The 22500-nt window shown below is 38.1% G+C and carries 23 protein-coding genes; 21 read left to right on the top strand and 2 right to left on the bottom strand.

Annotated elements, in window-relative coordinates:
• Positions 1-238: 238 nt before the first annotated feature.
• From G3I01_RS03095 to G3I01_RS03045, 11 genes are all read left to right on the top strand, one after another.
• Positions 239-2161 (top strand): transglutaminase-like domain-containing protein, encoded by a 1923-nt coding sequence (locus tag G3I01_RS03095; protein ID WP_219550965.1) that lies wholly within the window; start codon positions 239-241, stop codon positions 2159-2161.
• A gap of 5 nt (positions 2162-2166) precedes the next feature.
• Complete coding sequence (locus G3I01_RS03090; RefSeq protein ID WP_219550963.1) at positions 2167-4338, top strand: DUF3857 domain-containing protein; 2172 nt, start codon at positions 2167-2169, stop codon at positions 4336-4338.
• Between the two features lie 178 nt (positions 4339-4516).
• Complete coding sequence (locus G3I01_RS03085) at positions 4517-5836, top strand: sugar porter family MFS transporter (RefSeq protein ID WP_219550961.1); 1320 nt, start codon at positions 4517-4519, stop codon at positions 5834-5836.
• Positions 5837-5843: 7 nt separating this feature from the next.
• Positions 5844-7490 (top strand): glycoside hydrolase family 32 protein, encoded by a 1647-nt coding sequence (locus tag G3I01_RS03080; protein WP_219550959.1) that lies wholly within the window; start codon positions 5844-5846, stop codon positions 7488-7490.
• A gap of 116 nt (positions 7491-7606) precedes the next feature.
• Positions 7607-8017, top strand: a complete 411-nt coding sequence (locus G3I01_RS03075) for a GNAT family N-acetyltransferase (protein ID WP_219550957.1) — start codon at positions 7607-7609, stop codon at positions 8015-8017.
• 67 nt (positions 8018-8084) lie between these two features.
• A complete protein-coding gene (locus tag G3I01_RS03070) occupies positions 8085-8978 on the top strand; it encodes a carbohydrate kinase (protein ID WP_219550955.1) in 894 nt (297 codons plus the stop codon).
• Positions 8979-9111: 133 nt separating this feature from the next.
• A complete protein-coding gene (locus tag G3I01_RS03065; protein WP_219550953.1) occupies positions 9112-9555 on the top strand; it encodes a 2-dehydro-3-deoxyphosphooctonate aldolase in 444 nt (147 codons plus the stop codon).
• Positions 9556-9756: 201 nt separating this feature from the next.
• Positions 9757-10512, top strand: coding sequence for a hypothetical protein (locus G3I01_RS03060; protein WP_219550951.1), 756 nt, complete (start codon positions 9757-9759; stop codon positions 10510-10512).
• Positions 10513-10514: 2 nt separating this feature from the next.
• The gene (locus G3I01_RS03055; protein ID WP_219550949.1) at positions 10515-10802 is read left to right on the top strand and encodes a hypothetical protein; all 288 of its coding nucleotides are present in this window, start codon (positions 10515-10517) and stop codon (positions 10800-10802) included.
• A 509-nt stretch (positions 10803-11311) separates the two neighbouring features.
• Positions 11312-11647: a hypothetical protein gene (locus G3I01_RS17080; protein WP_257710698.1), complete on the top strand. Its 336-nt coding sequence runs from the start codon at positions 11312-11314 to the stop codon at positions 11645-11647.
• A gap of 142 nt (positions 11648-11789) precedes the next feature.
• Complete coding sequence (locus G3I01_RS03045; RefSeq protein ID WP_219550947.1) at positions 11790-12353, top strand: hypothetical protein; 564 nt, start codon at positions 11790-11792, stop codon at positions 12351-12353.
• An 85-nt stretch (positions 12354-12438) separates the two neighbouring features.
• On the opposite strand, the gene G3I01_RS03040 is transcribed toward G3I01_RS03045, so the two are convergent.
• Positions 12439-13116: a class I SAM-dependent methyltransferase gene (locus tag G3I01_RS03040; protein WP_219550945.1), complete on the bottom strand. Its 678-nt coding sequence runs from the start codon at positions 13114-13116 to the stop codon at positions 12439-12441.
• Positions 13117-13395: 279 nt separating this feature from the next.
• On the opposite strand from G3I01_RS03040, the gene G3I01_RS03035 reads away from it, so the two are divergent.
• From G3I01_RS03035 to G3I01_RS02990, 10 genes are all read left to right on the top strand, one after another.
• On the top strand, positions 13396-14328 hold the full coding sequence (locus G3I01_RS03035) for a M64 family metallopeptidase (protein ID WP_219550943.1): 933 nt from the start codon (positions 13396-13398) through the stop codon (positions 14326-14328).
• Between the two features lie 246 nt (positions 14329-14574).
• Positions 14575-15084: a hypothetical protein gene (locus G3I01_RS03030; protein WP_219550941.1), complete on the top strand. Its 510-nt coding sequence runs from the start codon at positions 14575-14577 to the stop codon at positions 15082-15084.
• Positions 15085-15122: 38 nt separating this feature from the next.
• Positions 15123-15656 (top strand): hypothetical protein, encoded by a 534-nt coding sequence (locus G3I01_RS03025; RefSeq protein ID WP_219550939.1) that lies wholly within the window; start codon positions 15123-15125, stop codon positions 15654-15656.
• Between the two features lie 134 nt (positions 15657-15790).
• Positions 15791-17071, top strand: coding sequence for a DUF2157 domain-containing protein (locus tag G3I01_RS03020; protein WP_219550937.1), 1281 nt, complete (start codon positions 15791-15793; stop codon positions 17069-17071).
• Entirely contained in the window at positions 17064-17663 is a 600-nt protein-coding gene (locus tag G3I01_RS03015; protein WP_219550935.1) for a GDYXXLXY domain-containing protein, read from the top strand. The genes G3I01_RS03020 and G3I01_RS03015 overlap by 8 nt, the downstream gene beginning before the upstream one ends.
• 24 nt (positions 17664-17687) lie before the next feature.
• Positions 17688-18077 (top strand): hypothetical protein, encoded by a 390-nt coding sequence (locus tag G3I01_RS03010; protein ID WP_219550933.1) that lies wholly within the window; start codon positions 17688-17690, stop codon positions 18075-18077.
• Between the two features lie 250 nt (positions 18078-18327).
• A complete protein-coding gene (locus G3I01_RS03005; RefSeq protein WP_219550931.1) occupies positions 18328-18876 on the top strand; it encodes a hypothetical protein in 549 nt (182 codons plus the stop codon).
• 26 nt (positions 18877-18902) lie between these two features.
• Positions 18903-19490, top strand: a complete 588-nt coding sequence (locus G3I01_RS03000) for a hypothetical protein (protein WP_219550929.1) — start codon at positions 18903-18905, stop codon at positions 19488-19490.
• Positions 19491-19803: 313 nt separating this feature from the next.
• A complete protein-coding gene (locus G3I01_RS02995; RefSeq protein ID WP_219550927.1) occupies positions 19804-20472 on the top strand; it encodes a hypothetical protein in 669 nt (222 codons plus the stop codon).
• Between the two features lie 13 nt (positions 20473-20485).
• Positions 20486-21181 (top strand): DUF2490 domain-containing protein, encoded by a 696-nt coding sequence (locus G3I01_RS02990; RefSeq protein ID WP_219550925.1) that lies wholly within the window; start codon positions 20486-20488, stop codon positions 21179-21181.
• Here G3I01_RS02990 and G3I01_RS02985 read toward each other — a convergent pair.
• Positions 21178-22455: an FAD-dependent oxidoreductase gene (locus G3I01_RS02985; protein ID WP_219550923.1), complete on the bottom strand. Its 1278-nt coding sequence runs from the start codon at positions 22453-22455 to the stop codon at positions 21178-21180. The two genes, G3I01_RS02990 and G3I01_RS02985, sit on opposite strands and share 4 nt — an antisense overlap.
• Positions 22456-22500: the final 45 nt, after the last annotated feature.

The following is a 22500-nucleotide window of genomic DNA, read 5'->3' as shown; positions in this document are numbered from 1 at the left end:
AGTTTTATGAAGATAATATTTAAATACCGAAATATTCTAATCCTGAAACTGGCTAAATAGAAATGTGAGTTATTTTTATGGAGGACCGTTATAATCTCATTGGTTCCCTCAACTCAAAAGGATGAACAGTAAATATTTTCTTTAAATGGTTATTTTTCAATGATTTTCATAAAAAAATAAACAAAACTTTAAGTTTTTAGGAAATAAAAAATATTTTAGCTGTCTAACTATCAATCATATGAAAAATTTTTTGTGGGGTTTTCTTGCCCTTTCTCTATTTGGGAGCAGGGATATCTATGGGCAGAAACATCAGGCACCTCCAGCAGAAGATGTGACGATTGCCAGGGAATTAAAGGAACTTTTTCCCGATGATCAGGTGGCTTTTCTTAAGAATCATGATGAAATAAGTTTTGACCTGGACGGGAGAGCAGGCAAGGTGACCGTGACCAAAAAAAACCAGAGTACCTTAATTAACCTGGATAGCCGGGCAGATATCAGGTATTATACTTTCTATGATGGAGAGTCTGAGGTGACCGATTTTGAGGTGGAAAGCAAGAATCAGAAGAGAACAGATCATTTTGTGAAAGATGAAGCCTATACCAGCGATGATCTTTTTCATAACGATGTACGGGTAAAACATGTGTACCTGGACTTTCCTGTGAATGCATTTACCTATAATGCTGAGATCACTAAAGAATACAGGGATATCAAATATTTTACGAACGTTTATTTCATTGATGACTATCCTGCGTTAGAGAGGAAGATCAGCATAGAGATCCCGGAATGGTTGAATTTAGAACTCCGTGAAATGAACTTTGATGGATACGATATTCAGAAGTCGGTTTCCCAGGAAAAAAATGGTTCGAGCAGGTATACCTACGTTTTGAAAATGGCTAACGGCCATTATGATGATCCAAATGCACCCGGACCCAGCTATGTATATCCTCATATTCTTATACTGCCTAAATCATATACCGATAATGGACAGGAGCAAAAGATATTTAAAACTACCCACGACCTCTATAACTGGTATAAATCTCTGGTAGATGAACTTGAGAACGATAATGCCGACATTAAGGATAAAGTAGCAGAATTAACTGCAAATGCGGCAACAGAAGAGGAGAAGATCAGGAATATCTATTATTGGATCCAGGATAATATAAGGTATATCGCTTTTGAAGATGGCATCGCCGGTTTTAAACCGGATGAAGCGTCGAATGTATTCAATAAGCGCTATGGCGATTGTAAGGGAATGGCGAACCTCACCAAGCAAATGCTTACCGAAGCTGGGTTTGATGCGAGGTTAACCTGGGTAGGAACCAAACATATCGCCTACGATTACTCCACGCCTAACTTATCTGTAGACAATCACATGATCTGCACTGTTTGGCTTGATGGAAAACCCTTGTTCCTGGACGGGACCGAAGAATTCAATTCTATGGGTGAATTTGCAGATCGTATCCAGGGTAAGCAAGTGCTCATCGAAAATGGAGATGATTTTATCCTTGAAAATATCCCGGTACACCAGGCCAATTTTAATGCTGAAGAAGTTCAATATGACCTGAAACTGGTAGACGGCAGTCTGGAAGGTGAGGTGACCAAGAATTTCCAGGGAGAGAGCCGGGCAAGCCTGTTGTCGTTCTTTCATTCCCTGAAAAACGATAAAAAAGATGAATTCCTGGAATATTATTTAAGAAATGGAAATAGCAATATCAGTGTTTCCTCCATAGAAACTTCAGATCTGGAAAACCGTGACCTCGATCTTAATGTGAATTACGAGATCGCAGTGCAGAACGCAGTTTCAGAATTTGATGATGAGGTCTATATAGATCTGGATATAGATAAGGAACTATCTAATTACCTCATGAAAGAAAGGGAGACAGACTTTATTTTCAATTATAAAAAAGATCTGCATTCCACTTTTAAGCTTAAGATTCCTGAAGGCTATAAAGTGTCTCATATCCCAGAAAGCATTTCACTCGAGAATGAAGATTTTCGATTATCTGTAAAATTCTTTCAGGAGAAAGGGGAGATCGTCTATCAAAAAGAATTCAGGATCGAAAATGCAAAAGTGGAGACCGAAGATTTTGCGGAGTGGGATGGCTTTATCGAACAACTAAACCAGCTATATAACGAACAAATTATCTTAACCAAAGGCTAGAAACTATGAAAACAAGGCTACTAACCATTCTCGCTCTTATTTTGTCCAATATCATTTTCGCACAAAAGAAGGATGAAGAGGAGATAAGGGAATTCTTCTGGGGCGCGAACGACGCCTATAAAAATGTGACCGAAGTTCCTGATAAATGGAAGAATGAGTCAGCAGTGATCCTGTTAAAGAACGTGAATCACGATTACCATAAATTTTTAAAGAATGTCACCTATGGCCGGTCTACTCGCGAACGTATAAAATTGCTCGATAAGGCGGCTGTTGAAGATTATTCGGAATTCACCTTTAATACCGAGCTCAAGTCCAGGCAGGGTTGGTCCCTATGGAATTTTGAAGAAGGAAGCATTGTAGGGCTTAAGGTTATAAAACCAGATGGAACCGAGCGGGAGATCGATGTGGAGAATGAGATAGTGGTTACAGATGGAGTACAGAAACTGGCCATTTCTAACCTTGAAGTTGGAGATATCCTGGATTATTACTCCTATCATGAAAAACCTTATACCTGGTTTTCTTCTATCAATTTTGATGCGGTAGAAGAAGTGCTGGCAGATGAATATCCCATCGTGGACTATAAGTTTTACCTGGAAACAGAGAACGACTTTTTTGTAAGTTTCAATTCGGTAAATGATGCTCCTGAACTTAAGAAGCTGGAGACCGGGAAAAAGAGTTTCAGAAAATATGAGTTGGTCGCACACGACCTGCCAAAATATGATTTCCCACGCTGGTTCTATCCCATGCAGGAAAAGCCGGCTTATAAGTTCCACGTTTACTTTGCCAGTAACGGGAAATACGAAAAAAGAGCCAAGGCTTTCTTATCTGAAAGGGAGGATGTGATCCTTGAAAAAGTAGATATGGACCAGGCATTTGAATATTTTGCAGATGCATTGGAGCCCGCAGGAATTTATCCGGATGTTAAGGCTTACCTATCTGATCAAACTTTTGCGAATGACAGGGAAAAAGCGATAGCGGCATATTATTATTTACGGCACTCGCATCTAACAAAATTTATTGAAGCAGCCTACGTGAAAGAGGCCGGAATTGCCGATTATCCTTATGAATATTACGGATTAGTTTCCTTTGTAGATTCAGATCAGGATTTCATTAGAAGTTATGCCGGTATCCTTAAAAAAGAAGATATAGATTTCGAAGTAGTGCTAGGTACGCCGAGAGAAGACGGGCCTATGTCTGAACTTTTACTGAAAGAAAATGTAAGCTTTTTTTTAAAAGTTAATACAGAACCACCTTTTTATGCATCCTATTTCGATCTTCATGGCAGTGCGGGACAGTTTCCGGAAGGTCTGGAAGGAACAGATGTTTACCTTCTGGGGGCAGATAAAAAAGGCAGGCTGAAGACGGTGACTTCTGGAAAACTACCAGTTTCCAATAGTCAGGACAATGAAGAACTATCTGAGATGACCGTTAAGATCAATGATGATTTCAGCGGGTTGCAACTTACCAATTTGCATAAATTCAAGGGGAATCAGAAAAAAGAAGAACAGGAGGAAAAAATGTATTTCGCAGATTATGTGAAAGAGGACTATGAACGCTATGGTACAGATGATTTCCTGGAGCACGTGAGAAGGGATAAACACCGTGAGCGTTATGAAAGAGAGCTGCAGGCCTTATCTGAAAAGATCAAGAAAAACCTGACCGAGAGGTTTGAAAAAACCGCTGCTTTGCGCCTGGAAATTCCGGAAGTCGAAAACTATGAGTTCAGTATCGTTGAAACAGGAAGATATGGTAGTGACACTTATTTCAGTTATTCTGACAATTATGATGCTCCCAACGTTTTTGTAAAAAAGGCCGGCCCTAATTATATCGTGGAAATAGGAAAGCTAATTGGCGGTCAGGTGGATATCGCAGAAAAGGAAAAGGATAGAAAGGAAAACATCTATATGAACTTCCCCAGAGTATATCGTAATAAGATCGTTTTTCAGATCCCTGAAGGTTATTCCGTGACAGGATACGAAAACCTGAATACTAAGGTAGAAATTGAGACTGGCGGATTTGAAAGTTCGGCAAGACTTGAAGGTAATACCCTAGTTATAGAAGCAAAAAAGGAATACCGTCACAATTATGAACCAAATGAAAACTGGCCAGAAATGATCGAATTCCTTGATTCGGCAAGACAGTTCACCAATGAAAAAATACTTTTGAAAAGAACTTAGAAAAAAGAGTAGTTCATTTTTATATATCATAAAATCAGAGGATAGTTCGCAATTTAGTGGCGCTTTTAATGAAATATTCTTAAATTCTACCTCGAAAATTTGCATAAACCGGGTATTTATATCCGGTTTATTTTGATCTTTTAATAAGCTGAAAGGATATGATCTTTAAACTCTGAAAATGAACAAAATTCTTACCTGGTCTATTAGTGCGGCTTTGGCCGGTTTTTTATTTGGATTTGATACGGTGGTGATATCTGGAGCAGATAAACAGCTTCAGGCATTATGGAATACCTCAGACGCTTTTCATGGTTCTGTGGTGATGGCCATGGCCCTTTGGGGAACCGTTGTCGGAGCTGTTTTCGGAGGGATACCTACCAATAAGATTGGGCGTAAGAACACCCTTATGATCATTGGGGTTTTATATTTCGTTTCAGCACTGGGATCTGCCCTTTCCAACGATCCCATTACCTTTGCTGTATTCAGATTTTTAGGAGGACTGGGAGTTGGAGCCTCCACCATTGCGGCACCTGCCTTTGTTTCAGAGATCGCCCCGGCAAACCAGCGGGGTAAACTGGTTTCGCTCTATCAATTCAATATCGTATTAGGGATCCTGATCGCTTTTCTTTCAAATTATTTACTGCGGAATACCGGCGAGGAACCGTGGAGATGGATGGTCGGTATAGAAGCTGTACCAGCATTTCTCTATCTCATCTTTGTTTTCCTTATTCCCAGGAGTCCGCGATGGCTGGTTTCCAAGGGAAGGTTTGCAGAAGCTGAAAAAGTTCTAGCTATTATTCATCCCGATATGGATATACAAAAGAAGCTCCAGGAAATTAAAGATCTGGACGAAAAGGAACTTACCGGAGAGAATATCTTCATGAAAAAATATCGCTTTCCGTTGATTCTTGCATTTCTCATTGCATTTTTCAATCAGCTATCTGGGATAAATGCTTTTCTTTATTATGCCCCGAGGATCTTTGAATCTGCCGGGTTGGGTGAAAGTACCGCCCTGCTGAGCAGTATCGGGATAGGGGTGGTGAACCTTCTTTTTACCTTATTAGGAGTTTTCCTTATAGATAGACTGGGAAGAAAACAATTGATGCTATTTGGATCCATAGGTTATATCATCTCATTAACGCTGGTGGCCGCTGCCTTCTTCCTTAACTGGGGCGGATTATGGGTGCCTATTTTTCTATTTCTTTTTATAGCATCTCACGCTATAGGTCAGGGAGCGGTTATCTGGGTATTTATTTCTGAAATTTTCCCTAACCGTTTAAGAGCTTCGGGACAGGCATTCGGGTCTTCCACCCATTGGGTGCTGGCAGCGATTATTCCATCCACTATTCCGTATTTGTTCACCAATATTGGTCCTGGTTATGTATTCGCATTTTTCGCCTTTATGATGGTACTTCAGCTGATATTTGTGATCTTTATGATGCCGGAAACTAAAGGAAAATCATTAGAACAGTTAAGTTTTGATCTATCCATTAACAAGTAGTTTTAATATGAACAGAGTTAAAAAATTAAGTGGTATCATATTCCTGTCGGTTTTGATGGCAGGGATCTTTTCCTGTAAGAATGATTCCAAAGAAGAGGAAAAGCAGGTTGCTGAGGTGAAAGTTCAGAAGGATGAAGATTACAGGCCTAATTTTCATTTTACGCCGAAAAAGAACTGGATGAACGATCCTAATGGGATGTTCTATCTAAATGGCACCTATCATTTGTATTTTCAGTACTATCCTGATGATAATGTGTGGGGGCCTATGCATTGGGGTCATGCTACGAGTAAGGATATGATCACCTGGGAAGAGCAGCCTATCGCCTTGTTTCCAGATGAAAAAGGATATATTTTTTCCGGTAGCGCGGTGGTAGACAGGAATAATACTTCAGGTTTTGGTGAGGAAGGAAAAACACCGGTGGTTGCTATTTTTACTTATCATGAACCTGAAGCGGCCAAAGAAGGAAAGAAAGATTACCAGTCACAGGCTATCGCTTACAGTCTGGACGAGGGTCAAACCTGGACCAAGTATGAAGGCAATCCTGTGATTCCCAATCCCGGCATCGAGAATTTCAGAGATCCCAAGGTAATCTGGGATGATATTAATCAACAATGGTTGATGGCACTCGCTACTACCGAAAAAGCATTATTCTATACTTCACAGAACTTAAAGGACTGGAAAAAACTATCAGAATTTGGCGAAAATACTGGAGCTCATGATGGGGTTTGGGAATGCCCCGATATTTTCCCGATGCGGGTGCAGGGTAGTGATGAACAGAAATGGGTGCTTATCCAGAGCCTGAATCCGGGAGGTTACAACGGAGGATCTGGAACTCAGTATTTTGTTGGAGATTTCGACGGTAAGGAATTCACACCGGTAAGTGGAATGGAAGCTCTTGAAGAAAAACATCCTTTCTGGATAGATTTTGGCAGGGATAATTACGCAGGAGTGACCTGGTCTAATATCCCAGATGAGGACGGTCGCAAGTTATTCTTGGGCTGGATGTCTAACTGGTTGTATGCAGAAAAAGTACCTACAACGACCTGGAGAAGTTCCATGACGATTGCACGCGAGTTAAAACTGATCAAGGAAGGTGATAGATACCTCCTTACTTCAGAGCCGGTAGAGGAATTAAAGAAATATCGTGGAGAAAAAATTCAGAAGAAAGATATAGCCGTGAGTGGTAATACTGTAGTGTTGGATTCAGAAGAGGTAGATCTGGCAAAAGTTGAGATCAGGTTCAATATAAAAGACCTCGAAGCGACTACTTATAACTTCAGCCTCTCTAATGATGGGGGAGAGGAATTCATAATTTCTTATAACCATCCCAAAAAGGAATTCACCATGAACCGGTCGCATGCCGGGAAGAATGACTTTTCAGATGAATTCGCTGCAGAAAATTCTACAGCGCCAAGGATTTCTGATGCTCAAAATTTAAATGCGATACTAATTATAGACAAGACTTCCATAGAAATGTTCTTTGATAACGGAAAAACGGTCATCACTGAGATCTTCTTCCCCAGCCAACCCTGGACCGATTTTTCCTTTACGGGTCTGGAAGATTTTAGGGTAGATAGCCTGGAAGCTTATGAGTTGAACTTTGAAAAAGAGGAACAAAATTCAGAAGAAAATAGAGAAGAAGAGGATATTTAGAATTAAAAAATAAGTTTGAGAACACGGGGCTAGCGTCCCGTGTTTTTTATTAGGAAAATATTAGCGAAGCGAATGATCGATTATCTCTATCTTGAGACAGATTAGACCTTAAGAAAATGAACATTAAAATAGAACATCGTAATCCCACTATAGCGGAATACCAGTTATTGAGAGCTTCTACCAACTGGGAGAAACTCACCGATGAAACGGTGGAGAAAGGAATGGAAGGCTCGCTATTCTCGGTTTGCTTTATGGTTGGCGGGAAGATTGCCTGCGCCGGAAGGATCGTGGGCGATGGGGCCATTTATTTTTATATCCAGGATGTCATCGTGTTGCCCGAATATCAGAAGACCGGTCTTGGGGATATGATCATGGAGGAGCTGGAAAGCTGGTTAAAAAAGAACGCTTCGAATAATTCATTTATCGGGCTTATGGCTTCAGAAGGGGTTAAAGAATTCTATACCCGTTATGGGTATTCCGAACGGGCTGAAACCAGACCCGGAATGTTCAAAATGGTAGAAAAGTAAAGGCTTTCGGGAATTTTGGATAAAACCCAGGGCCTGGCTTTCCATTATAATTTGTAATTTGAAAAATATGACAAAAAAGATAAAAGCGGTTTGTTTTGGAGAGATCCTATACGATGTGTTTCCAGATAAGGAACGAATAGGTGGTGCGCCACTGAATGTAGCCAGCAGGCTCGCCAGTATGGGCATTGAGACCGAAATGATAAGCAAGGTGGGCAATGATGATAAAGCAGAAAGACTTCTGGAATATCTCAGGTCCCGCAATATTGAAACCGCAAATATCGAAAAGGATGAACAACATCCTACAGGGGTGGTCAAGGTGAAGCTTTCTGCAGGTGGTTCTGCCACCTATGAAATTAACTATCCTTCTGCCTGGGACAGGATAAATACCAGTGAAGGAATGAAAAGGTCTGTGCAACAGTCCGATGCTTTTGTTTTTGGGAGTTTGGTTTGTCGTGATGAGGTTAGCAGAAAGGCACTTTTTGAGCTGATTCCAAAAGCTAAATACCGCGTTTTGGACTTTAATCTCCGACCGCCACATTATACCGAAGATCTGCTAATGGAATTGATGCAGCATGCCGAATTTATTAAATTCAATGACGATGAACTGTTCGAGATCGCTGCCATTATGGGTTCAAAATATAATTCTCTGGAGCAGAACCTGCTTTTTATGGCGGTGAAATCCAACGCGAAAACCATTTGTGTGACCAAGGGTAGGCATGGTGCTGTTTTGATGCACGAAAAGAAGATGTACTACAATTCCGGTTATAAAGTAAAGGTAAAAGATACTGTAGGAGCAGGTGATTCTTTTTTAGGGACTCTGCTGGCAAAACTTCTTCAAGGTGCTGAACCTCAAACCGCTTTAGATACCGCCTGTGCCGTTGGTGCTTTGGTGGCGGCCAGAGAAGGCGCGAATCCCGAGATCCCGGCAGAAGCTTTACAAAGTTTTATAAATCCATATTAAGGAATCCGAACGTGATAGATCTTTAGAATATTTTATAGGACAACGTTAGTTTTTTCGTAGTTTAGTCGCGGACCTTTTTTCCGCTTAAACTTGAATGGAGCTGTCCTTAAATTTTTTAATGAATTCTATTAGTATGACTAAAAAACTATTCCTGGCAGGACTTGTCGCGATATCTATTTCCTGCTCTTCCAGTAAGAAAATTTCTGAAACTGCAAACCAGGTCAATGACGACAATGCCTTTGTGATCACCGAGGTTGCGACAGATGAAACTTACGGACTCAGCCCTAAAAATCCTGTAGAGGTGGGCGGGGTTAGAGAATCTCGCGGACCATTGAATGAAATGAAATATTTAGATCTTTTAACCGGGCCAAACGGGGAAAAGATCTCGTATTATCGCGCGGGAAGTTGCTGCCCTGTGAAAAGTGAGAACGGTTTTATGGGTAAGGCCATGCTGGATAATTACCGCGTAACCTGGAAGAATTCAAAAGATACTGTTTCTATTTACATTAATATGTATGACCGTGGAGAACTGAAGGCTCCGGTAGGATTTGGCATCAAAAAGCAGGTTTATAATTAAGCTTATAGTCTTAATTAGGAAAAAAATCAAGCTCGAACTTCCGGTCTTTTCAAGTAAAAACTCTTTATAATTATTTTATACAGAGACGATACGCTTTACTTTATTAAAGTTAATTGAGCCCTCATTGCTTTATCCCGCGGATTATAATTAGAATAATCGGGAAATAGAAGGTATAAATAGTTAGGTGTAATTAAACAGAAAATGCAAAAATTCAGGATAACAGTTCTAACAATATTTTTAACCCTTAATTTATTTTCTCAAGATACTATTGGCATTCCTGATAATACTATTAAATCTTTGATAAAATTTCAAGACGAACTAAATGAACCAGTAAAACAATTTCCTCTGGTAAAATTAGACAGTTTAAAGATTCTAAGTTTTGAAAATATTAAATCGTTAACTCATGAAATTGAAAAGGAATTAGAATTAGTTTTTGTTAAATACTACTCAGAAAGCAAAGGGGATTGGAGCAAAAAAGATTTTACAAATCATTTCAATGTGAAATCAAGAATTAAGAATAAATCAGGTTTGGATTATTATCACATAAACTTTGAAATAGACACCTCAAAAAATCAATCTATTCTAAATAATAAACCAATTTTTGAATCATGTATTAGTTTTTTAGGTTCTGGATCCCATACTGAAATTGTAAAAGAAATAATCCCTAAAAAAAATGACAGCATCAATCATTTTGGAAATTTGCCTGTCAACATTAAATATTTAACCGCCTACGATACGATTAAGCTCAGCAAAAACGATATTGGAAATAAATTTAAAATCGAAGGACAAGAGTATAAATTAGAGAATATTATAAATGGAAATATTTACATAAGATCTTTAGATTCTTCTAACGATTTAAAGCAACTTGAAAACTCAAGATATATTACCTATAAAAATCAAAAAATTGTTCATCTTCCAGAACAAAATAATTTCCCTTACGTTTTCAAAAACAATTAAAAATGCTGTCAATAATTTTAAATGACAGTTTAATTCAATTATTAAGAAAAGATTATGAGAACTATTTAAACAACCTGAAATTTGAAAAGAATAAATTATTTGTAGATCTTTTGATTCTGGATACGAAAGTCGACTTTGACAAAATTCATATTCTAATACCAAAATATGATTCCTTAAGTAAGGAATTGAAAGGTAGAATAATAGAGAAAAATGTGGATAACATTGAAATAGTTCGACACTTGTTTCCAGTAAAACAAGACGAAATAAAAGGCCAACCAGTCAATAATTAAAATTCGTCGTTTGTTTAACTACACCTAAAAACGGTTCCTCGTAAATAGCTGGCACCGTTAGAAAGAAAGAATTAAATTAACCAGCAAACCAGCTCTAAGCCGACAATTGCGCGTCCGTTACTCCGCCAAATGGCTATAAACGCAACCGTTGTGAGCAATTTGTAAAATAAAAATCCTTAAATGAATAAAGTGCTTTTTTAATTCTCCTAGTATTTAATTTCGCTATTAATTTAACGGTCGCTCAAAAGAAAACACCTTCAGAATATATAACTAATGGATATAAATTATTTGAAACATATAAAGGTGACCTAAATAATGATGACAAAGAGGATATAGTTTTATTAATAAAAAACATCAAAAAGGAAAATATAATAGAAAACAGATTTGGGGATATCGTTGATCTTAATAAAAGAGGAATTATTGTAATTCTCGACAAAGAAGATAACTATGAAAAAATAGTTGAAAATAAAGACTGTTTTTTATCAGAAAATGAAGATGGCGGAGTATATATGCCTCCAGAGCTATCGATAAATATTGAAGATAATAAATTGAAAATTCATTACAGCCACGGGAGATATGGATATTGGGAATATATTTTTAAATACCTGGAATCCGATTTCAAATTAATTGGATACGAATCAAGTGAAAATCACGGACCAAAAGTGCTTAATCAATCTAAAATAGATTTTTTAAAAAAAGAAAAAACCCTATTCGAGAACACAAATAAAGATTCTCAGGCTGAAGAAGAAATTTTTGAAGTAATCTCTTACGACATAAAAATAAATGATTTAATAAGATTATCTAAAATTAAAAATTTCGAAAATCTTGATATGACCAAATATTAGTTTGGCAAACAGCATATAGCAACGGTTCCTCGTAAATAACTGGTAGGGTTGAAAAGAAAAATAATTAGATTCAACATTTCTAAGCCCCGGAGGTAATTATAGATTAAAGATCATGATATGTATTTAATACTTAGCCTAAAGAATGCTGAAATTTAAAAATTGCTATGGCCTGCTAATAATCCTGTTTTTTAGCATTCAGCATATAAATGCTCAAACCCAGCGGTCTATAAATATCTCCATTGGATATGGAATTACTTCTCCATATGATGAAACTGACGTAGCAGGTTCCGGGTTCTATGCACAGGGGGAATATATTTTCCATTTAAAGAACTGGATAGATATAAGGCCTTATGCGGGATTGATCATTACAAATGATCCTTCCAATGATATTTACGAAACAACCTCAAAGGCATTCTTGCTTGGAGGTAAGGGAAGAATTACTGCTCCTATGCCTTTTCCGTGGATCGCTCCATATTTTGAACTGGGAATAGGCACCTCTATTGGTGAATTCAGAACATATACTCCCTTAACCGATCTATCTCAACAAGGAGTTATATTGCATATACCTTTTTCAATAGGTGTGGAAATAGGTTCAAAACGTAAATTTGATCTGGGTTTTACCTATTATTATCAACCAGCTGTGGAACAGTTTGCCGGAGCGATAGCCTTTGGGGTCTCATTTCCAATAAAAAATTCAGCATTATAAATATCCAGGATGTGTTGAGCAACAATGCTTATCATGCATAATCGGTAAAAGCAAAAAAGTATTTTTGGAAATCAGGAAATAAGATCTACTGCATCTTAATAACAGTAGTTTCAATAACCCCTTCGTTATTATCCAACGAAATTTTCAATAATGTTCTTTTCTCTATGGGATTAAAGTCAAAGGGAGGAGCCGACAGATCTAAACCACTTTGTTTTTTCAGTCTGGTTCCCTGTCCTGAAATAATATCCTTATTCGGCACAAAATCTCCTTCAGGCAAATGTTCGGTTAGAATCAGGTATTTAAAATTGCGCAACTTCTTCAAGATAGACTGTATCTCTCCATTAGATAAATGCTGCAACACCTGTCTTAAAATGGCAATATCTGCTACAGGTAATGGATCTGTGGCAATGTCAAGGCAATGAAATTCCAGGTTTTCCTGCTGGAATTTTTCAACGTTATAAGCTATAAGTGGCTCTACAATATCTACCGCTATATATTTGCCGGTATATCTTACCAATTCATTCCCTACATTAAAATCTCCACAGCCAAGATCACATACGGTTACGGCATTTTCAAATGATTTTAAAAAGGAAATTACCGCCTCGATATACGGCCTAATAATATCTGGATGATGAGATCCAATTCCCGAATAGAAGTCGGCATTTTCACCTCCCCAAAGGTGCATGCTATAAACCTGTTCCATGGCAGCTTTAGTGGGCCAGGGCTTCTTTGCTCTTTTGTTTGCCTTCTTTTTATCCCTCATTTATGATTCCTGACTTATAGAAACAGTGGATATCGTTAAACTTCAATACAAATATAATTATGGTTTCAAAACCTTGAGCTCATTCTGAAATTAGTTAAAGCTTAAAAAAATAATTAACTTACCCTTCGAACCGGTTTTAAGCCTGTAAAACCAGGTTCTTTTTAATATAATAGTTCAAAAATTCTGGCAGCATCCCTACCTCTGCAATTTTTAAATAAGACCTTCAGGCCATTCCTTATAATAGGGGTGGTTCTATTAACAGGGTTTAATGCAATGATTATGAAAAAAACCTACTTTTTGCTCCTTATTCTTTTGTCGATTTTTAGTTGTAAGGACGATGATCTGCCTTTAGAAAAGAATATTAATCAAGCCTGTTTGGAGTCTTCAATTCCATGCCCTGTCATAATTGGTGAAAAAAATGAAGGCTGTGTAGCCAATATTATTTTTATTGCTGAAGGTTTTACCGAATCTGAAATTCCTGAATTTAAGATCTTATCTGATACGGCCAAAAGTGCCATCCTGGATATGGAGCCTTTTAAATCTGCAGCAGACAATTTGAACTTTTACCGGGTAGACTCTCCGTCTGAAACATCAGGGATTAGATCTATAGAGTATACAAGCCCCTGTAATGGCACTACGGGCATTAATACTACCTCAGACACGCCTTGGGAAGTGTTCAGTAATAAGGTGGGTCTTAAGCGTCTTTTGGGGATGGAATCAGAGAAAAGAGACAGCCTGGAGGTTCTTTTTGGTGACTATGCTACGGGAGATTATGTTTACACGATTATCATTGCGAATACAGAGGTTTATTCTGGCGGCTCTGAATTTCCGGGGGTTACCGAATATGATTCTATAAAGGATCCCAGGGTGTCTAATATGATTGTTTCAAAACATGATAGCGGACCGACTTTTAAATATTTAATAAGGCATGAATTCGGGCATTCTTTTGGGAATTTAGATGATGAATATGTAGACCAGCTATCTAAATGTGCCATGGAGCAGCAACAGGGCTTTTTTCTGGAAGAACCAAAGTTGAATGTACTTACTTATAATCCAGGTTCCTGGTATGAGGGAGCGAGATATGTGCCCAAGGGCTACTGGCGGGAATGGGAAAATTCGATCATGCGAACCGATTATCATGCTATTGAATTTTCCCCGGTGCAAAGAAAAATTGTGGAGGATAGATTAGAAAAAGCTATAGGTTGCCGTTAAGGTAAGTACAGGATTCCCGATTTATTTTTTTCATAAGATGTAATTCTTTATATAACCTGTTTTATACTGCTCTTTTAAGCCAAACCGTGATGGCATAAATCCCAGAGCTTATTGTTTAAATTTAAGTTTATACCCGGGTAAAATAATTTATTAACAAAATAAGGATGAGCTGATTAGTGTATTGGATTTTGATTGATATTTGATCTGAAAATCAAAATTTTATTCTATTCTAATACCTCCAGACCTATGCCAACAGCAGAGAAAAAACCAATCTATAGGAAATCGCTGATTTCATGCCTTTTGATCCTTGTTTTCGGGATCTACCTTACCACCAGAGGAACTAAGGAGAAAACTGAATTTGAAAGTATTACTGGTCCCATCGATTATTTCGATGAAACCTTTCAGGAAATCACCTACGGCGGAAAAGGAGACCACAGGTTTATACATGTAGCCGGTGCTCCGGTGGTTTTTGAACTTTTTGTGGGAAAAGCAACTGGTGACTTCAGTCCGAAATTTGAGAACCTCGATGCGCTTAGACCGGGAGATGAAATTACAGTATATTACGCCGATAAAACACCCTTTCAGAAAAATGTAGATCTAAGGTTGAACAAGACCGTGCAATTCATAGATAAAGATGGCGAAGCCTATTTTATTCGTGGGAATAAAGATAAATACGGGGGTTATTCGGCGATAGGCTTCAGTATTTTAATGTCTGGTGGTCTATTTATCTTAAAAAAAACAGGAAAAATCATTTAATTCAACATTTCAATTCAATAAATAAACCCAATATAAACATGAGAATCATCAGGATCACGTCGCTTATTTTTCTAACTTTTTTACTTATTTCAGCCTCAACCGGTATAGACCTAGAAAAGAGATCTTTGCTAAATAACAGGATAGAACTGAAGATACCCAAAAGATTCAGTATTATGGCTGAGGATATGATGAGAACAAAATATCCTTCAGAAAGACGTCCTGGGCTGGTCTACACCAACGCATCAGGAGGGATTAACGTGGCCCTGAATCTTACCCAAAATCCCGCAGATCAGAGTATGATTGTTCCTTATAAAGACAACCTGATGCAAACCTTTAAAAGTTTATATCCTTCGGCAGAATGGAAGAGTAGCGGTGTAAAGGAAGTAAATGGAAGAAAAGTAGGCTACCTGGAATTGGTAACCCCGGCAATCGACACCGAGATATATAACTTGCTATTCTTTACTGATCTTGATGGAAAATTGCTGCTATGTACCTTTAATTGCACCAAAAATAGTATGTCTGAATGGACACCTGCAGCCAAGGAGATCATGGGCTCTTTAAAGGTAAAATAACAATTGGCTGGTTTTCAAAGAAAATAATTATCTTGATCTGCAAACCAGGTAAAAATAAACTCCTGAACACTAAGTAGGATGAATTAATAAAGACTTTGGCCTCCACCTGATCTCTGGAAGATATTAAAACAATAATGAGTATACAGAAAGAAATCCCGGAACTCTTAAAAGCAGGAGTTATAAATCAGGAAACTGCCTCCAGGATCCTGGACTATTACAGAATTGAAAAAGGCACCTCAAACAATCGATTTTTTATCGTATTCGGAGTTTTAGGTGCCATTATAACCGGCCTGGGGATCATCTTGATCATTGCGCATAACTGGGATGAACTTTCCAGGTTCACCAGGACCATCTTCGCTTTTCTGCCATTAGTGATAGGGCAAATTCTATGTGCTTATGTGTTGATGAAAAGAAGACAAAGTACAGCCTGGAGAGAAGCCGGGGCTGCCTTTTTATTCTTTGCAGTTGGAGCGAGTATATCACTGGTGAGCCAGGTCTATAATATACCGGGAAACCTGGGGTCCTTTTTGCTTACCTGGATGCTTCTATGCTTCCCGCTAATCTATGTTATGAGGTCTTCGATCGTTTCCCTGCTATATCTAGCAGGCATTACCTTTTATGCCTGTGAGATAGGTTACTGGTCCTTTCCTACCTCTTTTCCTTATCTATTCTGGCCGCTTTTCCTGTTAATTACACCTCATTATTATTTGTTCAGGGAAAAAAGCCGAAGCAATTTCATTAACTTTCATAACTGGTTGGTACCTCTATCGCTGGTCATCGTTCTGGGAGCTTTTTCGAAATACCATGAAGAATTTATGTTTACGGCTTATATAAGCCTGCTTGGACTCCTTTATTTGATAGGAGATTCAGAGTTTTTCAGGGGAAATAAATTAAGGAATAATGGCTACAAAATAATAGGCTCCCTCGGAACGGTAGGTTTACTGCTGGCTTCGAGTTTTGATTGGTTCTGGGAATCCCTTAGAAGAAAAGATCTTGAATTGGCGGAGCTCATTAATGCACCCGAATTTTTAGCTTTCATAATTATATCCTTGCTGGCAATGGGTATGTTCTATTTCAATCAAAAGAATAGATCCCTCATAGACATAAAACCTTTGTCTCCAATATTTATTCTTTTCATGATCACTTTTTTCCTGGGATTCTTCTCTTCGATCGCCGTGGTACTCATCAATATTTATATTCTGGGACTAGGGATCCTCATAATCAGGGAAGGTGGAAATCAAAATCATTTAGGCATCCTGAATTTCGGATTACTAATAATTACCGCATTAGTAACCTGCAGGTTCTTTGATACAGATCTTAGTTTTGTGTTTAGGGGCATTATGTTCGTTTTGGTTGGTACCGGTTTCTTCGCCGCGAATTATTGGTTACTTAAAAAGAGGAAGGTCAATGAATAATAAAAAAATATTACTAGGGGTATTTGTACTGGTCGCCTTGATTCAATTATTTGTTCCGGCCAATATGATATGGAGCAGAGAGAAAGTTCTGAGTGAGGGTACAGAATATAAGTTTAAGACGGCACCCATAGATCCCAATGACCCTTTTAGGGGAAAATATATCAGTCTGAATTTTGAACAGAATACGGTAGAGGTCGAAAACGCAGATGACTGGATCATGGAGCAGGAGGTTTATGCTATTTTGACCAAAGATGAAGATGGATATGCTAAAATAAGTTCGGTTGAAAAAGAAAGACCCGATGGAGAGGAGGAATACGTGCAGGCAAAGGCATTTTTTGTGAGTTTTAATGGTTCCAACAAGTTGTCTTTAGAATTTCCTTTTGACAGGTTTTATATGGAAGAATCTAAAGCGTACGATGCTGAACTTGTGTATAGGGAATCACAAATAGATAGTTCCCAGGTAACTTATGCTTTAGTTAGTATTAAAAACGGGGAGGCCGTATTAAAAGATGTAATGATCGATGGGGTTTCCATTAAAGAAATAGTAAAATCTAATAAAGACCGTGAGGCTGAAGAAAAAACAGACTTATAGGCGGGAGAATTTAAACCTTCAGGTATGAAAATGAAAATAAGGTATATTAAGAACAGGTCTTCCATTAATATCGCTTTCGGTACACTAATGATCCTGGTTGGGCTTTTTGCGGTCTATAAAAATAAATTTTCCATTTACAGTTATTTATGGGTGGTACTGGGAGCTCTGCAGCTCGGAGCAGCGTGGTTTGAAAGGAAAAAGCAATACATTACCATTGAGGATGATAAACTCACTAAACATTCGCTTTTTCCAAAAAGTATTGAGATTCGTGAAATTAGAAAGATCAAAAAGGATTATAATAGTTACAAAATAGAAACTTCGGAAAAGTCTCTGAAAATAGATAAGAGAAAAATTGAACCCGAATCTTTATACAAGCTGGAAGATTATCTCAATGGTTTGGAATTAACGTCTTAAGAAACTCCTATTACGTAAATAGGAATTTTGGAGATCAATCACCTTTTTAAAAGCAATACGTTTTCAATATTGATTTGCAGAAAAGGGCGATCAATGTTTATTTCGCCTGTTTAAAGAATTTAATTACCTTGAGCCACCAATTGGTCTTATTCAGGCGGTTTCCCTACTCCCACCAATTTTATTAAGCGCCACCGTTGGATTGTGATTTTTTTTAACCCCAAGGCATTAGAGGCCTGCTTATGAAAATTTAATGAGGAATTTATTTATCCTGGGCCTAATGGCCTTTTTTACTATTACCACCTACGCCCAACAAGAAAAAAACTATCATACCGAAAAAGTCTGGAGAGTCAACTTTTTAAATCCAGGAGCCGAACTGGAATTATCAACAGGGCAATACTCAACATTTTCTACCGGAGTAGGAGTAGGTTACGGAGGAGGATATCCAGATCTTACATTTGCCGAAAATGGTATTATTTACATTATTGCTCCTTTTGTAGACCTACAGGAAAAATGGTTCTACAACATGAATAAAAGGATAAGAAAAGGCAGAACGACCGAAAATAATTCTGGAAATTTCATATCTATGAGAGCTATAGGCCGGGGTTCTTCTATAGCTGAGAATGTCCATAGAACTACTAATTATGATTTTGCGTTTGGGCCTACCTGGGGAATTCAAAGAAAATACGGGGAGAAGTTTCATTTGTTATTTGATATAGGACCTCAATATTATACCGATTTTGAAGGAAGGGGAAATATATTTCCAATCATTTTTCAGCTGAACTTAGGCTTTGATCTTTAAGAATCCAAAAAAGTCTTTCTAGCCTTATGAAAAATCTTATAGTCTTATTTATAATTTTATTTATAGTAAATCTGAATTTGCATAGCCAGGAAGAAAAAAGCGGGAATAGCTCATTAAGAACAGGTATCGGGTTGGGGTTTAACGAGGGACTGAATGAGACCGGCGTCGGATTGGTCTACTCCGTTGGATATCAGAAAAGCTTTGGAAAAAGAAACCGATTAAGATTAAACCCGAATATGATCATAGGTGGATTTCTACCTATTGGTGTTACTGATGTTAGAGACCAATTTTACAGGTTGACCTCCTTAGGACTCAATTTGCATTATGACCTTATTAAATTCAGAGCTGTTTCTTTGGTTACTTCTCCAGGCGTTTTCCTGAATTATTCCAGGGGATTACTAGGTACCGGTGGATGGGATGATTCTGGCAGTAACAATTCAGAATATTTCAATACTCTATATCTAGGAGGTAAATTTTCATTCGGATTGAGAATTGCTCCGGAAGGGAAAAGACTGGCCTATGAAATAAGACCTTTAAACATTCAATTTGGGAATAAAGGCTTTTTGCTGGGCTATTTAATGTTCGGGATCGATATAAGGTTGGGAAACATTTAATAAATTAGAAATTACGATAACAACTATCTTATGAATATTAAAATTACCAGTAGAGACATTAAATTTTTTACGTTAGGAATTCTGGCTGCATTAATTTTCACGATCATCTATGATTGGGATCAATTTGAGAGAGGACTTTTGGGTGAGCCTCCCCATGATCCTGTAAAAACTCAAAATGTAGATTAGTAAAGAATTACTGAATCTGAAATTCCGGAGTATAATCAATTGATTATTTACCGTTAGGGACTGGATAATATCTTTGTTTTTTGAAGAGAAGCTGATCAAACATTTTTTCCTTTTTACCATAGGTTTCATGCTCTTTACGGTCATAGGAACCTTGAGTCATGAATATGGCCACATTCTGGCTGCCAGGAGCCTTGGTTATGATGCCACCCTTCATTACGGAAGCATGTCATACGACAATTCGGCCCTCACAGACCGGCTGGATACGATCTATCTTAAAAATAGATACGCAATAGAGAATGATCTCACTTTCGATAAAAGGGAGGAATTTGATAGGGGAATGAAGGAACTCTATGCAGATGACTTTAAAGTATTGATAGGTGGCCCGCTACAGACCATTATTACGGGATGCATAGGCTTAGTAATATTACTATTAAGGCGAAAAAGAATTCATAGATTGGGAATGAAGCTGTTGGACTGGGTTGCTGTATTTTTATCGTTATTCTGGTTAAGGGAAGTTTTCAATCTTCTACATTCTGTGACTTTTGGCATTATATTCCAGGAAGATTATTATTTTGGAGGTGATGAAATGTATATTTCAGAATATTATAAATGGCATCCTGGTACTTTGCCTATTCTTTCAGGAATTATTGGAACGGGGATATCTGTTTATGTAATATTCAGGATCATACCGGTAAAGTATCGCCGGGTGTTTATATTAAGTGGAATTATTGGAGGACTCACGGGCTTTTATGTCTGGTTTGAAATTCTTGGTCCGGTTCTTATCCCATACAATTGATTAAAACCAAACTATGAAAAAAATTATAAGTGTATTTCTGTTGCTTTTTATCATCTACAATACCAGCGCGCAGGCGCCTGACGAAGAACAGCTTGGAGCCTGGTACATGTATTTTTATAGTGCCAATTTTAAGGATTCAAACTGGGGAGTACAAGGTGATTTTCAATACCGGGATTGGCGTGGTCTTGGGGATCGTGAGCAACTATTGCTGCGTTCAGGGATCACTTACACGCCTACCAACTCTGGAATTAAATTTACCCTCGGTTATGGAAATGTGACCACCGGTCAATATGGTAAGGATATCGATAATCCGGTTTCTGAAAGTCGTATCTACCAGGAGGCATTGTTTTCGAATACCGTTCTCACCAGGTTATTATTAACTCACAGGATTCGATATGAACAGAGATGGGTGGAAGATCAGGATTTCAGAACTCGATACCGTTATAATCTATTTGTAAATATTCCTTTCAACAATACTGCCCTGGTCAAAAACACTTATTATTTTGCCTTTTATAATGAGCTTTTTATTAACGGTGAACGGGAAATAGGAGATGGCCGGGAAGTGCAATATTTTGACAGAAACCGGACCTATCTTGGCCTCGGATATGCCTTGAGTGATAAAATAAGGATACAAATGGGTTGGATGCAGCAAACAACGGTTAACTGGCAAAAGAGCCAGTTACAATTCAGCCTGCATCATACTTTTTAGCGGTATTCACTAGTGATCTCTGCAGTAATTGCTCCACCCTCAAGCGTTTCAATCAAACCTAAAGCAGCGCGCTCTCCAGAAAGGATCGCGGCATTCTGGGAGCCATTCAGTAACTGGTCGCCGGCTAGAAAAATTCGATTGTTTAGTCTTGTTTCTGTAGGCATGATCTCATACTGCAAACTATTAATATCTGGAAGCGCTTTTTTGATCTCGTAATGTTTCAGAAGTTCCTCAACCTTGATATCGCAATATTCCTGCAATTCCTTTCTTATCCTGAACTCCAGTTGTTTTATTTCAAGCTCGGTTTCCTTCACTATAGTGACCGAGATCAAATGCTCCTCAACTTCTGATTCTTCAAGGGAGGAATGATAGAAAATATTATTTATGAGGGCTGAATCTTCTGCAATTAGGCCTATGATCCTGCCGTCTATTTCTGAAGTTTTTGAGGTGAAATAAAAGCAATGGCAGGATTTCCATTCCGTTTGCTGATTCCTAAGGTTAGAAACCAGCGAAGAAGCTTCCGAAGCGATAATGCTAAAATGAGTTTTGATTTCGCTTCCGTCTTTCAGGATAAGTTTTGAATCTGTTACCTGTTCTACCGGGGTATTGAGATGTATTTTTGTGTGTTGCAGGCTTTTTGCCAGCTGATTAGAGATCTCTCCCATTCCGCCAGCAGGAATTACAGCTTCGCCTTCACCGAACATCTTAAATACAAACCTGAACATTCGTGAAGAAGTTCGTAGATCGGGTTCCAGGAAAATTCCGCTAAAAAAAGGCCTGAAGAAATTCCTGATGATATCTTCGGAAAAGCCTTTCTTTTTTAGAAACTCCATAGTAGTGGTTTCCTTTTCACCGAAGATCTCTTCTGGGCTCAATTTTTTTAGTTCAAGATTCAGCTTTAGAATTTTCCATTTATCACCTAGAGTTCCGATTCCTGAAAACAGGCTGGGAATCAAAAGCGATGAATCCCTGAGGGGATCACCGATCTTTCGTTTTTTATTCTTACTGAAAATCACCGCGCCCGGCTTCAGACTTTTTAGATTTAGCTTCTTAAGATCAAGATATTGCTTTGCTTTTGGATATTCACTCAGTAAAACCTGAAAACCTCTATCTAAATTATGCCCTTTTACATGGTCTGTTCTTATCCTGCCTCCAACAGCGTCTGAAGCCTCATAGACCTCTGGATAATAACCATGATTTTCCAGAACTTTTGCCGCCGTAAGGCCACTCAGCCCGGCACCAATAATATTGATCTTGTAGTCTTTTTTTTCCATAAAAAGTAAGCTTAATCAAAAATAAACTTTCTGTATTTTTTTCAG

The organism is Gramella sp. MT6, assembly GCF_019357415.1.
Classification (GTDB): domain Bacteria; phylum Bacteroidota; class Bacteroidia; order Flavobacteriales; family Flavobacteriaceae; genus Christiangramia.
The sequence above is the reverse complement of the archived record's forward strand: the minus strand, read 5'-3'. Positions and strand labels throughout refer to the sequence as shown.

Bases quoted from the DNA above. Each gene is read 5' to 3' on its own strand.
- G3I01_RS02985 (WP_219550923.1), bottom strand. From the start codon at position 22,455: ATGGAAAAAAAAGACTACAAGATCAATATTATTGGTGCCGGGCTGAGT.
- G3I01_RS03010 (WP_219550933.1), top strand. From the start codon at position 17,688: ATGAAAATGAAAATAAGGTATATTAAGAACAGGTCTTCCATTAATATC.
- G3I01_RS03055 (WP_219550949.1), top strand. From the start codon at position 10,515: ATGCTGTCAATAATTTTAAATGACAGTTTAATTCAATTATTAAGAAAA.
- G3I01_RS03025 (WP_219550939.1), top strand. From the start codon at position 15,123: ATGAGAATCATCAGGATCACGTCGCTTATTTTTCTAACTTTTTTACTT.
- G3I01_RS03020 (WP_219550937.1), top strand. From the start codon at position 15,791: ATGAGTATACAGAAAGAAATCCCGGAACTCTTAAAAGCAGGAGTTATA.
- G3I01_RS03095 (WP_219550965.1), top strand. From the start codon at position 239: ATGAAAAATTTTTTGTGGGGTTTTCTTGCCCTTTCTCTATTTGGGAGC.
- G3I01_RS03030 (WP_219550941.1), top strand. From the start codon at position 14,575: ATGCCAACAGCAGAGAAAAAACCAATCTATAGGAAATCGCTGATTTCA.
- G3I01_RS03035 (WP_219550943.1), top strand. From the start codon at position 13,396: ATGAAAAAAACCTACTTTTTGCTCCTTATTCTTTTGTCGATTTTTAGT.
- G3I01_RS03085 (WP_219550961.1), top strand. From the start codon at position 4,517: ATGAACAAAATTCTTACCTGGTCTATTAGTGCGGCTTTGGCCGGTTTT.
- G3I01_RS03060 (WP_219550951.1), top strand. From the start codon at position 9,757: ATGCAAAAATTCAGGATAACAGTTCTAACAATATTTTTAACCCTTAAT.
- G3I01_RS03005 (WP_219550931.1), top strand. From the start codon at position 18,328: ATGAGGAATTTATTTATCCTGGGCCTAATGGCCTTTTTTACTATTACC.
- G3I01_RS02995 (WP_219550927.1), top strand. From the start codon at position 19,804: ATGCTCTTTACGGTCATAGGAACCTTGAGTCATGAATATGGCCACATT.
- G3I01_RS02990 (WP_219550925.1), top strand. From the start codon at position 20,486: ATGAAAAAAATTATAAGTGTATTTCTGTTGCTTTTTATCATCTACAAT.
- G3I01_RS03075 (WP_219550957.1), top strand. From the start codon at position 7,607: ATGAACATTAAAATAGAACATCGTAATCCCACTATAGCGGAATACCAG.
- G3I01_RS03000 (WP_219550929.1), top strand. From the start codon at position 18,903: ATGAAAAATCTTATAGTCTTATTTATAATTTTATTTATAGTAAATCTG.
- G3I01_RS03045 (WP_219550947.1), top strand. From the start codon at position 11,790: ATGCTGAAATTTAAAAATTGCTATGGCCTGCTAATAATCCTGTTTTTT.
- G3I01_RS03080 (WP_219550959.1), top strand. From the start codon at position 5,844: ATGAACAGAGTTAAAAAATTAAGTGGTATCATATTCCTGTCGGTTTTG.
- G3I01_RS03015 (WP_219550935.1), top strand. From the start codon at position 17,064: ATGAATAATAAAAAAATATTACTAGGGGTATTTGTACTGGTCGCCTTG.
- G3I01_RS17080 (WP_257710698.1), top strand. From the start codon at position 11,312: ATGCCTCCAGAGCTATCGATAAATATTGAAGATAATAAATTGAAAATT.
- G3I01_RS03090 (WP_219550963.1), top strand. From the start codon at position 2,167: ATGAAAACAAGGCTACTAACCATTCTCGCTCTTATTTTGTCCAATATC.
- G3I01_RS03065 (WP_219550953.1), top strand. From the start codon at position 9,112: ATGACTAAAAAACTATTCCTGGCAGGACTTGTCGCGATATCTATTTCC.
- G3I01_RS03070 (WP_219550955.1), top strand. From the start codon at position 8,085: ATGACAAAAAAGATAAAAGCGGTTTGTTTTGGAGAGATCCTATACGAT.
- G3I01_RS03040 (WP_219550945.1), bottom strand. From the start codon at position 13,116: ATGAGGGATAAAAAGAAGGCAAACAAAAGAGCAAAGAAGCCCTGGCCC.